The organism is Mesorhizobium sp. M0894 (assembly GCF_040319725.1).
GTDB lineage: Bacteria > Pseudomonadota > Alphaproteobacteria > Rhizobiales > Rhizobiaceae > Mesorhizobium.
In genome coordinates this window covers 137,955-152,089 of the sequence record NZ_JAMYOG010000005.1, presented here as the reverse complement: position 1 = coordinate 152,089, position 14,135 = coordinate 137,955, and the positions used below count along the sequence as shown (strand labels likewise).

At 59.3% G+C, this 14,135-nt stretch carries 16 protein-coding genes; 4 read left to right on the top strand and 12 right to left on the bottom strand.

What is annotated here, in order from left to right; translation table 11 throughout:
• Positions 1 to 26 precede the first annotated feature (26 nt).
• From NKH91_RS12150 to NKH91_RS12130, 5 genes are all read right to left on the bottom strand, one after another.
• Entirely contained in the window at positions 27 to 1,010 is a 984-nt protein-coding gene (locus tag NKH91_RS12150; RefSeq protein WP_023717009.1) for a substrate-binding domain-containing protein, read from the bottom strand.
• Between the two features lie 32 nt (positions 1,011 to 1,042).
• The gene (locus NKH91_RS12145) at positions 1,043 to 1,819 is read right to left on the bottom strand and encodes an SDR family oxidoreductase (protein ID WP_352589065.1); all 777 of its coding nucleotides are present in this window, start codon (positions 1,817 to 1,819) and stop codon (positions 1,043 to 1,045) included.
• Positions 1,820 to 1,824: 5 nt separating this feature from the next.
• Positions 1,825 to 2,997, bottom strand: coding sequence for a galactonate dehydratase (gene dgoD / locus NKH91_RS12140; RefSeq protein WP_023717007.1), 1,173 nt, complete (start codon positions 2,995 to 2,997; stop codon positions 1,825 to 1,827).
• Positions 2,998 to 3,184: 187 nt separating this feature from the next.
• The gene (locus tag NKH91_RS12135; RefSeq protein WP_352483847.1) at positions 3,185 to 4,240 is read right to left on the bottom strand and encodes an alpha/beta fold hydrolase; all 1,056 of its coding nucleotides are present in this window, start codon (positions 4,238 to 4,240) and stop codon (positions 3,185 to 3,187) included.
• A gap of 339 nt (positions 4,241 to 4,579) precedes the next feature.
• Positions 4,580 to 5,164 carry a glutathione binding-like protein gene (locus NKH91_RS12130; protein WP_023717005.1) on the bottom strand — a complete coding sequence of 195 codons (585 nt, stop codon included), beginning with the start codon at positions 5,162 to 5,164 and terminating at the stop codon, positions 4,580 to 4,582.
• Between the two features lie 459 nt (positions 5,165 to 5,623).
• On the opposite strand from NKH91_RS12130, the gene petA reads away from it, so the two are divergent.
• From petA to NKH91_RS12110, 4 genes are read left to right on the top strand one after another with little or no spacing between them, the layout of a single operon-like run.
• The gene (petA, locus tag NKH91_RS12125; protein ID WP_031193388.1) at positions 5,624 to 6,100 is read left to right on the top strand and encodes a ubiquinol-cytochrome c reductase iron-sulfur subunit; all 477 of its coding nucleotides are present in this window, start codon (positions 5,624 to 5,626) and stop codon (positions 6,098 to 6,100) included.
• 16 nt (positions 6,101 to 6,116) lie between these two features.
• Complete coding sequence (locus NKH91_RS12120; protein WP_352483846.1) at positions 6,117 to 7,412, top strand: cytochrome b; 1,296 nt, start codon at positions 6,117 to 6,119, stop codon at positions 7,410 to 7,412.
• A gap of 23 nt (positions 7,413 to 7,435) precedes the next feature.
• Positions 7,436 to 8,953, top strand: a complete 1,518-nt coding sequence (locus NKH91_RS12115) for a mechanosensitive ion channel family protein (RefSeq protein WP_023717001.1) — start codon at positions 7,436 to 7,438, stop codon at positions 8,951 to 8,953.
• Positions 8,954 to 8,979: 26 nt separating this feature from the next.
• On the top strand, positions 8,980 to 9,891 hold the full coding sequence (locus NKH91_RS12110) for a pirin family protein (RefSeq protein ID WP_023717000.1): 912 nt from the start codon (positions 8,980 to 8,982) through the stop codon (positions 9,889 to 9,891).
• Positions 9,892 to 9,957: 66 nt separating this feature from the next.
• Here NKH91_RS12110 and NKH91_RS12105 read toward each other — a convergent pair whose 3' ends face one another.
• From NKH91_RS12105 to NKH91_RS12075, 7 genes are all read right to left on the bottom strand, one after another.
• Entirely contained in the window at positions 9,958 to 10,389 is a 432-nt protein-coding gene (locus NKH91_RS12105; protein ID WP_023716999.1) for a DUF1810 domain-containing protein, read from the bottom strand.
• Positions 10,390 to 10,430: 41 nt separating this feature from the next.
• The gene (locus NKH91_RS12100) at positions 10,431 to 10,712 is read right to left on the bottom strand and encodes a GNAT family N-acetyltransferase (protein WP_352483845.1); all 282 of its coding nucleotides are present in this window, start codon (positions 10,710 to 10,712) and stop codon (positions 10,431 to 10,433) included.
• 54 nt (positions 10,713 to 10,766) lie between these two features.
• Positions 10,767 to 11,501 (bottom strand): sensor histidine kinase, encoded by a 735-nt coding sequence (locus tag NKH91_RS12095; protein ID WP_023716997.1) that lies wholly within the window; start codon positions 11,499 to 11,501, stop codon positions 10,767 to 10,769.
• A gap of 128 nt (positions 11,502 to 11,629) precedes the next feature.
• The gene (locus NKH91_RS12090) at positions 11,630 to 12,067 is read right to left on the bottom strand and encodes a CBS domain-containing protein (RefSeq protein ID WP_352483844.1); all 438 of its coding nucleotides are present in this window, start codon (positions 12,065 to 12,067) and stop codon (positions 11,630 to 11,632) included.
• Between the two features lie 138 nt (positions 12,068 to 12,205).
• Complete coding sequence (locus tag NKH91_RS12085) at positions 12,206 to 12,727, bottom strand: carboxymuconolactone decarboxylase family protein (protein ID WP_352483843.1); 522 nt, start codon at positions 12,725 to 12,727, stop codon at positions 12,206 to 12,208.
• Positions 12,728 to 12,997: 270 nt separating this feature from the next.
• Positions 12,998 to 13,444: a hypothetical protein gene (locus NKH91_RS12080; protein WP_352483842.1), complete on the bottom strand. Its 447-nt coding sequence runs from the start codon at positions 13,442 to 13,444 to the stop codon at positions 12,998 to 13,000.
• Between the two features lie 252 nt (positions 13,445 to 13,696).
• Positions 13,697 to 14,098: a cupin domain-containing protein gene (locus tag NKH91_RS12075; protein ID WP_352483841.1), complete on the bottom strand. Its 402-nt coding sequence runs from the start codon at positions 14,096 to 14,098 to the stop codon at positions 13,697 to 13,699.
• Positions 14,099 to 14,135: the final 37 nt, after the last annotated feature.

The window sequence follows — 14,135 nt, the reverse complement described above, 5'->3', positions numbered from 1 at the left end:
GCCCTGCGGCATGACGCATATCTGGTTCAGTGGCAGAGCTTGGCTTTGTAGTCCGACGCAAAATTTTCGGCGGTGATGTATTCCGGGTCCGTGAAGGACTGAACGGGAAGCTTCGTTCCGTCCTTGATGGAGGCCAAGAGAATCTTCACCGCCAGCGCGCCATGATTTTCCGAATTGAGCCACATCGTACCACGGAACGCCGAGGGCTTTCCGGATCCGAAAGCGTCACAAGCGCGGCTCCCGTCGATGCCGATCCCCATGCCCTGGTCTGCGGTATAGCCGGCGTTTTCCAGGGCTCGCGCACCACCCAGCACGCCATCATCGTTGCATGAATAGAATATCCAGTTCGTGACGCTGGGATTGGCCGTCAATGTGGTGGTCATCACGTCGATGGCGTTGACCATCGTATTGTCGTAGGGGACGCGAACGATATTGCCCGGCTTGAAATCGGACACCGCCTTCAGGAATGCTTCTTCCGCGCCCTTGTTGCGCTGCATGCAGGTATCCGCTTTGCGGTCCTCGATCGACGCGATGCGCACCTCTTTACCCGCCCAGCCGTCGGCCTTGTAGAGCTTGGCAAGCTCTTCGCCCACCCGCGCACCGATGTTGTAGGCATTCATGCCGACATAGGGGACCTGAGTGCCGTCCTCGTAGTAGATGTCGTCGTCGACCGCCACCAAGGGAATTTTTGCGGCCTTTGCTTTCTCGGCGATGACCGGTCCCAGCGCCTTGTCGGGGACGACAATGGCGATGCCTTTTACGCCATCGCCGACCATCGTATCGAAGGTCGTGATCGTCAAATTGGCGTCGAACTGAACGTCCTGCGACACGAACGCAGCCCCTGCCGCCTCGGCCGCTTTCTTGGCGCCGCCGACTTCGGCGACAAACCATGGATGGTCTCCCATCTTGTTGATGTAGCCGATCTTGATGTCGTCTGCGCTTGCTGCGCCACTCATCAGTCCGGCAGCCAGTACCGCAAATGTCGCCAAAGCCTTTGTTGTGGTTTTCATGAAGATCCTCCCTGAGAGCTCGATGGTCGTTGCTAGTCGTGGTAGAGAACCGAGCGCCCACCATCGATGGTGATCGTCTCGGCATTTATGAACGGCGCTTCGTCCGAAGCGAGGAAAACCGCCGTCATTGCAACCTCGTCCGGCCGGCCAATGCGCTTGGGCGGATGAAGGTCGTAGGCTCGCCGCTTCTCCTCGGCGGGGTTCGGGAATGTGTTCCAGTAGGCTTCCGCGATCGGCGTCTCGATATAGCCGGGGGCGATCGCGTTCACCCGGATACCGCGCGCGGCATATTCGATGGCCAGCGAACGGGTCAGGCCCAAAAGTGCATGCTTGGCGACCGGATACGGGAATGTACGGGGAATGATCTGGAACGCGTGACAGCTCGCTATGTTGACGATAGACCCCGAGCCCTTCGCCAGCATCGTCGGCAAGACTGCCTTGGCGCAGAACCATGCGGCCTGGAGGTCTAGCTTGAGACAGCGGTCCCATTCCTCATCCGGCATCGCCAGTGGTTCGTAGAAGACGTTGGCACCGGCATTGTTGACGAGAACGTCGACGCCGCCATAGCTCGTGATCGTGCGGGCGACCATGTCCGCGACCGCGGATGCGTCCGTGACATCCGTCTCGACGAACGATACGTCGGCGCCTCCGACACGCAGTTCGTCGGCGATCGCTTTGCCGCTTGCCGCATTCAGTTCGGCAATGACGGTCTTTGCCCCATGCATCGCAAAAGCCCGGGCGGTGGCGGCACCGATGCCTTGGCCGGCGCCTGTGACGATTGCGATCTTTCCTTGCAGCCGGCCTGCCATTGCATTCACCAGTCGACCACGGTGCCGTCCGGCATGACGGCGTTGCGGGCATGCAGCACTTCCTGCTTGAAGGGGTGGCGCGCGATAACGTCCTCCTTGACGGTGACGCCAAGGCCCGGCAGTTCGGGCAGATCCCAGCGGCCTGGCTTGCGCCGAATTGGCCAGGTAACGACATCGTCGTACCAGGCGACGGCACCGGACATCTCCTCCTGAATGACAACGTTTGGGGTCGATATGCCGAAATGAAGAGCAGCCACACCGGCGATCGGACCGAGCGGGTTGTGCGGCGCAAGGCCGATGCCTGCGGTTTCCGCCATGGCCGCGATCTTCTTTGTCTCGAGCAGACCGCCAGTGTGGCAAATATCCGGCTGGGCAATGTTGAAGGCGCGGGCTGCGATCGAGTGCGTGAATTCGCGGCGCCCGATCAGCCGTTCGCCGGACGCGATCGGCACGGCCGATCGCGCCGTGATATGCGCCAGTCCGGCAACATCTTCGGGCGGCACGGGCTCTTCCGCGAACATGATGCGGGCCGGCTCGATTGCCTTGAGGTAATCCATCGCCGCGTTAACCGATGCAGGGCGTCCGTGGAAATCAACCATGATGTCGATATCCGGGCCTACCGCCTCGCGAAGTGAGCCAACCATGTTGGCAACAGAATCGACTGCCTTCGCAGGAGACACGTAGTGGGTGTAGGGAATGCAGACGACCTTGACCGCATCGTAGCCTGCTTGCGTCACGATGCGTCCGCGTTCCACGATGGCATCCGCGGATCCGGTCTCATAGACCGCCTTCATGTCCCCGAGGCCGAGATGCGTATAGGTGCGCAGATAGTCGCGGACCCGACCGCCCAAAAGGCGCCAGACGGGGACGCCCAACGACTTGCCCAATATGTCCCAGAGCGCGATCTCGATGCCGCTGACGGCGGACATTCCCTCGACGCCAAGACGCCAAAAGCCGTGCCGCGTAAGTATCTGGTAGCACTGCTCCACATTGCGCGGATCTTGCCCGATGAGCAGGGCCTCAAGGTCCTGAAGCGCCCCAACGACGGCTCGGGTCTTCCATTCCAGCGTTGCCTCACCCCAGCCAAACAGCCCGGGCTCGTCGGTTTCGACGCGAACGAAGACCCAGTTGCGCATTTCCGCATTGCAGACGCGCGCCTTGATGGCCGTGATTTTCATTGGTCCTCCCAGACCTGCCGTCTTTTTTCGAGGCAATATGTATGATTTATTACGGATAATATGAACGAGTCAAGCGCAACATCGATGTGGACCAGCGCCTCGCCTCGACGTTCAGCGCAAATGCGCAACCATCATGTCCTCGCCACCCATCCAGCGCAGGCATCAGCAGCTCACTCAGCTTGCCTGATCAGTATTCGCTGACGTCGATGACAGCCTGGGCAAAGGCTTGCGGGGCTTCTTGAGGCAAGTTGTGGCCGATACCGCCGATGATGATCCGGTGCGTGTATCTGCCCGAGAATTTCTTGGCGTAGGAACTGCTGTCGGGATGGGGTGCACCATTGGCATCACCCTCAAGGGTAATGGTCGGCACTGTGATCACGGGAGCTTCGGCCAGCCGGTTTTCCAGAACGTCATATTCCGGCTCGCCATGTGCCAGGCCGAGCCTCCAGCGGTAATTGTGAATGACGATGCTGACGTGATCCGGGTTGTCCAGGGCTGCGGCGCTGCGCTGGAAGGTGTCATCGTCGAAATTCCACTGCGGCGAAGCGAGTTTCCAGATGAGTTTGGCGAAATCGCGCGTGTATTTCTCGTAGCCGGCGCGGCCGCGATCCGTGGCGAAGTAATACTGATACCACCATTGAAGCTCCACCTCCGGTGGCAGCGGCACCACGCCGACCTGCTGATTTCCGATTAGATAGCCGCTCACCGAGACGATCGCCTTGCAACGCTCCGGCCAGAGCGCGGCAACGACATTGGCCGTTCGGGCGCCCCAGTCGCAGCCGGCGATCGTGGCCTTTTCGATCCCCAGCGCATCCATCAGCGCGATCGCATCCGCGGCGAGCGCCGACTGCTGGCCATTGCGCATCGTCTCGTCCGACAAAAATCGCGTAGTGCCGTAGCCGCGCAGGTAGGGCACAATCACGCGGTACCCCTTTGCGGCAAGCAGGCGAGCGACGTCGGTGTAAGTGTGAATGTCATAAGGCCAGCCATGAAGCAGGATCACTGGGGCACCTTCGGCGGGCCCTAGCTCCGCATATCCGACGCTCAGCTTTCCGGCATTGACCTGGCTGAGCGAGCCGAATGATTTCTGCCTGGGTTGCATCGCGGATGCCTTCGCCTCGACCGTCCAAGTGGCTGCCGGTGCGTTCAAGCCGAGTTCGGTGGCGGCGAACGTCATTGCCGTTGCACCAACAATGCGTCGGCGGCGATGATCGACCGTCTCGGGAGCTTTATTCGCATTCATGATGAAGCCTCTATGATGACCAACAAGCGGGAGCGACCAGAACCCGCCGCCGTATCGGCCGACAGGAAATATTGCGCCTATTCCGACGGTGACTGCGACGAATCCAGGATTGTAACCGCTCGGCCAGGAGGCAGTGCGGCGAATTCTGACCGGATGCCGGTAAGGTCCAGCGTTTCCTCGATTTCCCTCCTGAGAAATTCGAGACGTAGGCCGTCCCCGCGCTTGGAAGCGGCTGGATGTAGCATCCGCAGAAACGGCAGCATGAGAATGACTCCTGATCTTTGTTGGGGTGAGAGGATATATTGCGTCTGATCTTATGCTCGGAGCCACCCTCGGCTTTTAGACGAGGCCCTCACGATCCATTGCGATGCGCACGGCCGGTCGCGCAGCCATTCGGGCGCGAAGCGCTTGCAAAGGCGCGGGAACAGGGACGTGGAAGCGGGCCGCCCAAAGCAGCATCACGAAAAGATAAAAATCCGCCACGCTGGGTTTGTCGCCGAACAGATAGTCGGTCTCGAGCCCGTCAGCGACGAACTCGAGTTGGCTCGTAATCGCCGCGCTCGCCTTGGCCTTTTCGGCATCGCTGCTTTGGTGCCACATCGGCTTGAAGCTTCGGTGTATTTCAGTTGAGACGTAGGCCAGCGCTTCGAGAACGCGGGTACGGCCCAACGGCCCCGCCACTCCCAGTGCCGGGTATTGTGACGCAATCCAGTCGAGGACTGCGATATTTTCCGTCAGCGCTTCGCCGCTATCCAGCACGAGGGCTGGAACATAGCCCTTGCGCGTGACGGTGGTGAAATCATCCCCGGAGCTCGTTCGTTTGGTTTTGAGGTTCACGCTTTCGCGCTCGAAGGAAACACCGGCCTCTTCCAATGCGATGTGATCCGCCAGGCTACAGGCGAGAGGGCTGTAGTAGAGTTTCACCGTTTTCCCTTTCTGACCCCGATTGAGTTCCGCAATTGGTCGTCGCCGGGCGAAAACCTGCCCAGCGCCACGCGAGACAACTGCTCCAAAAACTCGCACTTGGCGGGGACGACGACTACGACACCGACAGCTAGGCATGCCTGTGCCGAGGTATGATCGGGCTGAAGTTCGGGATCGCCGTGCGCAATGCCGGACGGTATCTCAGCTCAGTGGCCAACGGTTACCTGGAGGAATTCAGAACCTTCCATGACGGCGTCATCGCCAGCCCGGCCAGTCCTTCGCTCAGGAAATCATAAACGAAAGTATTGGACGCACGCGCCGTTGGCACGATGGCTCACACCCGGCCACGGCCGGCATATTCCGCGCGGCATGAGCAGACTGGAAGGCGAAAGCTGTGGCCTGCTTTTGCTCGATTGCCACCAACGCGATGACGCAGCTTCCAACATAGGAGTCGCCATCATGGCCGACCTTTCCGAAACCTCCACAGCCGAGCACACATTGCACGTCGAAGCGCCCGACGCGATCGAGGTCGACGTCTCCTCGCTGAGGCCAGGAACGTCGCTGATCGTCGACTGGCACGGCAATCCGGTGGTCGTGCGCAACCGCACTGAGCAAGAGATGAAGGACGGCCAGTCAGTCAGTCTCGCCGAGCTCAAGGATCCAATCGCCCGCAACGCCAACCTGCCGGTCGACGCGCCGGCAACCGACGCTAACCGAACTATGCCGGGCAAGGAAGCCTGGGTGGTGATGGTCCAGGTCTGCACCCATCTCGGCTGCATCCCGCATGGTCAGGAAGGCGACTTCGATGGCTGGTTCTGTCCGTGCCACGGTTCACAATACGACACCGCCGGCCGCATCCGCAAAGGTCCGGCACCCGAGAACATGGCGGTACCGGTGTTCCAGTTCGTTTCCGACACCAAGATCCGCATTGGTTGAGGCAGGGGGCATTTCGATGAGCGGCGACAAACACTCGACCTATACGCCCAAAACCAGAATCGCACGTTGGTTCGATGCCCGCCTGCCGCTGCCGCGGCTGGTGCACGACAGCTTCATCGTCTATCCGGTGCCGCGCAACCTGAACTATGCCTATACGTTCGGCGGCATTCTCACGATCATGCTGGTTTCACAGATCCTGACCGGCATCGTGCTGGCCATGCATTACGCTCCTGATACGGGACTGGCCTTCAATTCAGTCGAGGAGATCATGCGCGACGTGAATTCGGGCTGGTTGCTGCGCTATCTCCATTCCAACGGCGCGTCGTTCTTCTTCATTGCCGTCTACATCCACATCTGCCGCGGGCTCTACTATGGTTCCTACAAGGCGCCGCGTGAGCTGCTGTGGGTGCTCGGTTGCACCAATCTCCTGCTGATGATGGCGACGGCCTTCATGGGCTACGTGCTGCCTTGGGGACAGATGTCGTTCTGGGGCGCTACTGTCATCACCAACTTCTTCACGGCCGTCCCACTGATCGGCGACTGGCTCCAGCAGCTTTTGCTCGGCGGGTTCGCGGTCGACAATCCGACGCTGAACCGCTTCTTTGCGCTGCATTACCTGCTGCCATTTGTGCTTGCGGGCGTGGTGACCTTGCATATCTGGGCGCTTCACGTCGTCGGCCAGAACAATCCGACCGGCATCGAGGTCAAATCGAAAACCGATGTCGTGGACTTCACGCCCTATGCCACCGTCAAAGATGCCTTCGGCATCCTCGTGTTCCTGTTCTTCTTCGCCTATTTCGTCTTCTACCTGCCGAACTATCTCGGCCATCCCGACAACAACACGATCGCCAATCCGCTGAAGACGCCGGCCCACATCGTGCCGGAATGGTATTTCTTGCCGTTTTACGCGATCCTGCGGGCCATCACCTTCAATATCGGGCCGATCGATTCCAAGCTCGGCGGCGTGCTCGCGATGTTCGGCTCGATCGCGGTGCTGTTCCTGGTGCCGTGGCTCGACACCTCGAAGGTGCGCTCGGCGGTCTACCGCCCCTGGTACAGGGTGCTCTTCTGGCTGTTCGTTGCCAATGCCCTCTTTCTCGGCTGGCTCGGCTCCCGACCGGCGGAAGGCGCCTACGTCGTCATGTCCCAACTGGCGACGCTTTACTATTTTGCGTTCTTCGTCATCGCCATGCCGGTGCTCGGGCTGATCGAAAAGCCGCGACGGCTGCCGAATTCGATCACCGAAGCAGTTCTCGAAAAAGACAAGGCCAGCGGCCGAGGCCCGATCGCCGGGCCGGAGGCCAAACATTGAACTGTGAATGGCGGTGATCGTTCATGAACTGGTGGAACTCTCCTCTGGTCTACATCGTGTTGCTCGGCCTCGCCGGGATCGTCGTTTGGACCCTCATCCCCAGACGCTTCGCCAATGCGAAGCTGGTCGTCCAACTCAGCTTTTTCCTCGCGATGTCGGCCATGGTTCTCGACCTGCGCGTCGTGCCATACGAGGCCGCAGGGGACAACGAGACAACCGGAGGAGCGATCCTCATGGGCTCGGTCAAGCTGCTCTGGTGGGTTCACCTTGCCTGGGCGCTAATCGGATTTGTCCGTATCTATCTCGTTTTTGAGCGAAAGCCGCGCGAGGCACGTCTCCTGCAGGACGTCGTGGTCGGTATCGTCTATGCTGGAATGTTCCTGTCGATCCTGGCGTTCGTCTTTGCGGTGCCGGTCGGAACGCTCATTGCCACGTCCGGCGTGTTTGCCGTCATCCTGGGACTGGCGCTCCAGAATACGCTCGGTGACGTATTTTCGGGGATCGCGCTTAACCTCGGCCGCCCTTACGTACTTGGAAACTGGATCATTCTGAGCGACGGAACCGAAGGCCGCGTTGTCGAGACCAACTGGCGGTCGACCCAACTCCTGACCCCGACCCACAATGTCGTCGCGCTTCCGAACAGCCTTCTCGCCAAGATCGGGGTAACAAATCTAAGCGGTCCGGACGAGAGCCATGGACTTGCCGTAACCGTCAAGATGGCGCCAACGAAGACGCCGGCGATCATCGTAGACCTCATGCGCACCGTCTTGCTGAGCTGCAATTCAATCCTCCAGGACCCTTCGCCTTTGGTCACAATCAGAAGCCTGGATGCGGCAGCTATCGAGATCGAGTTGTTTTTTCGCGTCGCAAATCTTGACCAGCGAAGTGCCGCTCGGAACGAAATCTTCGATCTCATTTATCGCCATTCAAAGTCGACCGGCATGCTGCTGGCGGAGCCACTTTCGGCTTCGATTGCCATGACCAACCGGCTGAGCGACGAGAAGGCAGCCTCCCAAAGCTTCACCCCGATCGAACTCATCAGGTCCATACCGGTATTCTCGGCGCTAACGGATACCGAGCAGGAGTCGCTCGCCGCAGCGGCCTCGGTTCGCACCTACCATAAGGGCGAGATCATCGCACGACGGGGAGAGATGCTGCCGTCGCTCATGATCGTACGGACGGGAGTTATCGTCCGGCAAATTGGCGAGGACGATGCTCACCTGCAGGAGATCGGCCGGCTTGCACCCGGCGATTTCTTCGGCGAGACCGGCTTGCTCGCCGGCATTGGCGAGATGTCGAGTTTGCGGGCAATGACCCCCGTCGAGGTTTACGAGATAGACCAGGAAAGCTTTGCGCCGCTGCTGCACGAAAGGCCCGAAATGGCTGAAGATCTTGCGGCGATCCTGTCGAAGAGGGTGTCGGCTCTTAATGAAAGCGGCATCGCCGGACAGAACCACGCGAGCTCCAAATTCGCGCTCCTCAAAGCCATTCAGACAGTCTTTCGCGCCGCTCCGTTCAAGCGCGTTCGAGCACCTGGCTGACAAGGCATGCAGAAGGACAGAGATCCATGACCATCCGCCAAAGCGATATCACAGGCATCGATACAATCATCCAGCCGGCTATCCGTGATTTTGCCGACGGACTGAAGATAAGGCGCGTATTGCCCTCCTCGAATCGCCTGATGATCGGGCCCTTCATCCTGTTCGACCATTTCGGCCCCGCTATATTCGACGCAGGTCACGGTTTCGATATGGGACCGCATCCGCATATCGGCGTTGCGGCCGTGACCTACCTGATCGACGGCGAGATCGTCCACCGCGACAATTTCGGTAAAGTGCAGACCATCCGTCCTGGCGAGGTCAACTGGATGACGGCCGGGTCGGGCATCGTCCATTCCGAGCGCACGCCACCGGAAGTCCGGGCGTCGGGAAGCAATCTCTTCGGCGCTCAGGCTTGGATCGCCCTCCCCTCCCGCTATGAAGAAATTGCCGCCGACGTCGCACATTTTGGCGCTCCCGAAATACCCAGGATCTGTGCCGACGGCGTCGAGCTTACGTTGATCGCCGGCGCGTCTGACGGGTTGGTCTCGCCGGTAAGGACGTTCTCCGACATGGTCTATGCCGAAATTGTGCTCACGAGCGGTGCGCGATACCAGGTGAAACCCGAACACCGTGAGCGTGCAATCTACATCGTCGCCGGTGAGGTTGGAATTGTCGGCCAGTTCGGGACGTTTCATGAGGCCGAATTGATAGCTCTGGCGCCCGGCGCTGAGATTGTGCTCCAGGCGCCTGCCTTCCATGCGGCGAGGCTGATGCTGATAGGAGGCGAGCCCTTTTCCGAGCCACGTCATATCTATTGGAACTTCGTCTCCTCTTCAGCCGAACGGATCGAGCAGGCAAAGGCGGATTGGCGCGAACGCCGCTTCTCCGGCGTGCCGGGAGACCACGAGTTCATGCCTCTGCCAGATCGCAGCGTGTGAGGGATAAGGCAGCGGATGGTGACCTCAGCGCCGCGACAGCTTTACGCCGGTGGCGTAGGCAGACCACTACGATATCAAGTAGAGATCGTTCATCGTTTCCTCGTCGAGCAAACCGTCGAACCAGACGTCGAAGATTGTCTCGAGCAGGAACTCGTCGTTGCTTGCTTCGGAAAACAGCGTGAGGGACGCGTGCAACTTCTTCGCATCAACCTCACCGAAGACAGCGCGAGCGCTTAGGCCGGAGAGCCGCTGCAGTGTGCCAACACATTCCCGATAACGGCCTCCTAGGATCGGAAATGAGAGATAAGCGCTGGCTTCGTCGAGCGATGTGATTGAATATGGCTCAGGCGCAGTACCGCTTCGCCTGGTGGCCAACCTTGGGAAGATGAACTCCATATAGGGAGTGCACATCATTCCTTGACGGAGAATAGCCAGCGCGTCGTCGTAGACCGGATCCTGTGCGCTGACGAACCTCTGCAAATCATACTCGTCGTGCATTAGGATAGATCCCTGGGAAACCCTCAACATTCGTGCCCTGACTAGCCGTCGACGACATCTGCATAGTCCGGGTGCTTGGCGAAAAAGCGGCTCATGAAGGGACATTTCAAGATCGCTTTACGGCCGGTTTTGCGGAGCAGCTCGAAGGTGCCCTGCGCCAATCGCGACGCGATCCCTTGTCCGGAAAATTCCGACGGGACTTCGGTGTGTATCAGCGCGACCTTCCCGCCCTCGAGCCGATAGTAGGCCGCCGCAAACATATCGCCGGCGATCGGCAGCTCGAAACGGTCCTGTTCGACGTTTTCAACGACTTGTGCATCCATCTTTATCTCTCGATTGTATGTCACGTTTGTCACCGGAGGGAGATTGGCCGGCCGCTATCGCACCGCAGGCAACCGCAGAGTGACGGTCGTGCCTGCCCCAAGTGTGCTCTGAATATCGATGCTTCCGCCTGACTGCTCGGCAAAGCGCTTCACCATCGGCAAACCGACGCCGCCGAGGCCTTCGCTTTTGGTGGTGAAGAACGGATCGAAGGCGCAGACCATCGTCTCGCTGGTCATCCCGATACCGCTGTCCGCGACACGGATATCTACCTGACCGGCGGTAGAGCTTTCAGAGGCCAAGCCGGCATCGATCGAGATGAAGCCGCCGTCAGGCATTGCATCGCGCGCGTTGAACAGAAGATTCAGAACCGCATTTTGCAATCCAAGGCGATCGCATCTCACCAAAGGCAGGTCCGATCCAACCCGAAGCTCAAGACCGAAATTGGCATCCAAGGCGCTCCGCACGAGGGTTTCGATCTCAGCCAGGCAAGCACCTACGTTTGTGTATTCGATTTCCGCGGGGCTCTCTCGGGCCAGGCTGATGGTTTGCCGGACAAGGCCACCAGCCCGTTCCAAAGCCGTTTTGGCGCCGGCAACTACAGGCCCAAGCGCCGGAGCCGCTTGGATGCTCGGATCGCGGGCCAGGTGGTTCAACGCCGACGAGGCGACCTGAATGAGATTGCCCAGGTCATGGACGATGCCGGCCGTCGACATTTGCACGGACATACCACTTCCAGGACCATCGGATGGGCTGTCGAAGACATCTTCTTTTATGTCCGGACGAAACATTTCATTACCCCGTTGGCTCAGCCGACACCTATTTGCTTCAATACACTATAATTTATGGTATTTATTATCCATTATGTCTAAGAAGACTCCGATACATACTTCTGTATATCCAAACGCGAGACCATGATCTATTGATAGCCGATCCCGCTGATGTAGTTGGCAAGCAGCCGTTCCTGCAGTTCCTCTTGTTTGAAGAGCGCCTTCATCGCATCACGGATATCGAGGACGCCTAGCGGTTTCGAGTCAGCCCCGAGCACCGGCACATTCTGCAGGCCTTGCGCGGCCATGGTCTGCCAGACTGAATGAAGATCATCATCGGGACCACAAGACACGATGGACCGGCTCATCAATGCCGCAATCGGCGCTTCTGTTGGCCCTGAATTCGCTAGATGGCGGACAAGGTCGGACTTGCTCAGCACGCCTGCCGCCTCCCCACTGCCGTGGCACACCACGACCAGGCCTATTGCGGGCCTGGAAAGTGAGAGTGCTGCACTGCGGAGTGGAGCGTCGACGTCGATCACCATGAGACGGGCCGATATTACTGGATGCAGACTGTCAATGCGCATGACGCCCTCCTGAGAGCGCCTCGCGGCCGCGGCCGGGAGGCTGGGATCGGTTCCAGGGTTTGGTCGCCGAGGTCGGCGCCTTTGCCTGGCCGGTCAGAATGGCGCGAAAACAAGCGCCATTCTGACCCATTCCAAAGATTAGCTTAGCGCTGCTTTGCTCAGGCCAAACTTCGCATCCCCCGAGCCCGGGACCGGTTTGAAGCCGATGTTCAGACGGTTCCAAGAATTGACCGCCATGACGACGAAGGTCAGATCGGAGATTTCCTTCTCGGAAAGCTGCGACCTGACCCGATCGTAGACCTCGTCCGGGACACCCTGCTCGGGCAGCTTGGTCAAGACTTCCGTCCATGCCAAGGCTGCACGCTCGCGAGGAACGAACAGGGTCGAATCCCGCCAGGCTGCCAGGTGGTAAAGGCGCAGTTCGCGCTCGCCATGAATCTTCGCCTGTTTGACGTGCATATCAAGGCAGAAGGTGCACCCGTTCAGTTGCGCGGCTCGGACGGCAACAAGGTCGCGGATCGGTTCTTCGATCGACCCCTCTCGCGTCGCACCAAGAAATTCAATAAATTTCTTCAGAAGTTCCGGCGACTGCTCCGCATAACTCGCGCGTTGGGCGACGGCTTTTCCTTTCGGAGCGACCGGTGACGCTGCAATATTCATTACTTATCTCCTTGAGGTGTTTGCAATCCATTGCAGCGTAAGGATGACCGGTGAGCCAAACTGTTGCTATCGTGCCGATGATATGTATTGCCATTCGATCGGTTTGGGGCGCCTAAACCGAAGTATAGGAAGCGGTGGAAATTGGCACCCTGAACGCTGCCCTCGGCAATTCGCTTTGCCGCAGGCATGCGACAGGTGCGCGGCGTTTGGGTCACTTGAAGGGCGAGGCTGAACCGACCGGTGTCGATAGAACCTGGATCGAAACTGCGCTCACTCTTCGAAGGGAGCGTTCATCACAAGATCAACTGCCGAAGTCGCCTTGTAGCCGGAAACAAAGCGCTCGCCGAAGTCCCGGGCAAAGTTGTCGTAGGTGGTTTCCGGCCTGACCTCGGCGATATGGCAAAAGCATCGGGCCATCCGTCGCTTCATTTGGAGGCGTGGAAACTCACCGATGATCTTTGCAATCTCGGCTGACGAAACGAGGCTGTATTGCAAGCCGACGACATCGAGGCAGATGCCGGCTGTGCAAAGCGCCACCTCAGCCTCCTTGTAGAGGCCGATCGACGGCGTCGAGTTGAGGGCGATGCTGTCCCAGATCAATTGGGCGCGCCGCTCGTCGAAGCCGCCTTCCCGAACGAAGGTGCGGGCGAGATCGGCGCCTTCCACTTCGAAACGGCGCGGCCCGGCGAAGTCCTCATTGAGCGTGACGTCATGCAACAGAGTTGCAACGGCAACAACCTCCGCGTCGTGCTGGATATTCTGAATCTGTCCGATCCGGGCCGCGAAAAGCCAGGATCGGACCACGTGGTTGAACAAGTAAGGTTCACATCGCTCGCGAGCATGTTCGATCGCTCGGCCGACAAGCGGTGTATCGGGGACCGAAATCCCCGCAAGTGTGCGGCTGGCGATCGAATTCATGTCACTGACCGTCCCTTCGCATATGCCCCGATGGTCCGGAGGGCCACGATTTCATTTCGCGTTCGTCGTCAGTTCCGTCTCGCTGGTGTCGACGACGAAAATAGCAAGCAGACGAGCGCCTTCCGTCTTGCTGGCGTTTTCGCTGACGGCATGACGGTCGCCCGGGAATTCCGAGAAACTCTCGCCGGCGCTATAAGTCTTCACCGGCCCATCGTTGACCTGGCTTCGGATCGCTCCCTCCAGGACCGTGGCATAGATGAACGCGGATTTGGGATGGGTATGGGCCGGCGACGTACCCCCCGGCGCGTACTCGACGAGCACGGCTTTCATGCTCTTGCCGGGCACGTTTGGAAGGGCCTGGTCGTAGACAAGCTTCACACTGGCGGCGTCATTGGCCATTGCTGCGGTGACGGAAGCGGCGGTGAGCGCGGCGCAGAGAAGTGTTTTGATCATGTCTGGTCTCCTTGTTGTGCGAATGGTGGACTATCCG

What these genes read in the sequence shown, in the direction of transcription:
- NKH91_RS12150 (WP_023717009.1), bottom strand. Translation starts at nt 1,010, where the DNA reads ATGAAAACCACAACAAAGGCTTTGGCGACATTTGCGGTACTGGCTGCC.
- NKH91_RS12145 (WP_352589065.1), bottom strand. Translation starts at nt 1,819, where the DNA reads ATGGCAGGCCGGCTGCAAGGAAAGATCGCAATCGTCACAGGCGCCGGC.
- dgoD (WP_023717007.1), bottom strand. Translation starts at nt 2,997, where the DNA reads ATGAAAATCACGGCCATCAAGGCGCGCGTCTGCAATGCGGAAATGCGC.
- NKH91_RS12135 (WP_352483847.1), bottom strand. Translation starts at nt 4,240, where the DNA reads ATGAATGCGAATAAAGCTCCCGAGACGGTCGATCATCGCCGCCGACGC.
- petA (WP_031193388.1), top strand. Translation starts at nt 5,624, where the DNA reads ATGGCCGACCTTTCCGAAACCTCCACAGCCGAGCACACATTGCACGTC.
- NKH91_RS12120 (WP_352483846.1), top strand. Translation starts at nt 6,117, where the DNA reads ATGAGCGGCGACAAACACTCGACCTATACGCCCAAAACCAGAATCGCA.
- NKH91_RS12115 (WP_023717001.1), top strand. Translation starts at nt 7,436, where the DNA reads ATGAACTGGTGGAACTCTCCTCTGGTCTACATCGTGTTGCTCGGCCTC.
- NKH91_RS12110 (WP_023717000.1), top strand. Translation starts at nt 8,980, where the DNA reads ATGACCATCCGCCAAAGCGATATCACAGGCATCGATACAATCATCCAG.
- NKH91_RS12105 (WP_023716999.1), bottom strand. Translation starts at nt 10,389, where the DNA reads ATGCACGACGAGTATGATTTGCAGAGGTTCGTCAGCGCACAGGATCCG.
- NKH91_RS12100 (WP_352483845.1), bottom strand. Translation starts at nt 10,712, where the DNA reads ATGGATGCACAAGTCGTTGAAAACGTCGAACAGGACCGTTTCGAGCTG.
- NKH91_RS12095 (WP_023716997.1), bottom strand. Translation starts at nt 11,501, where the DNA reads ATGTTTCGTCCGGACATAAAAGAAGATGTCTTCGACAGCCCATCCGAT.
- NKH91_RS12090 (WP_352483844.1), bottom strand. Translation starts at nt 12,067, where the DNA reads ATGCGCATTGACAGTCTGCATCCAGTAATATCGGCCCGTCTCATGGTG.
- NKH91_RS12085 (WP_352483843.1), bottom strand. Translation starts at nt 12,727, where the DNA reads ATGAATATTGCAGCGTCACCGGTCGCTCCGAAAGGAAAAGCCGTCGCC.
- NKH91_RS12075 (WP_352483841.1), bottom strand. Translation starts at nt 14,098, where the DNA reads ATGATCAAAACACTTCTCTGCGCCGCGCTCACCGCCGCTTCCGTCACC.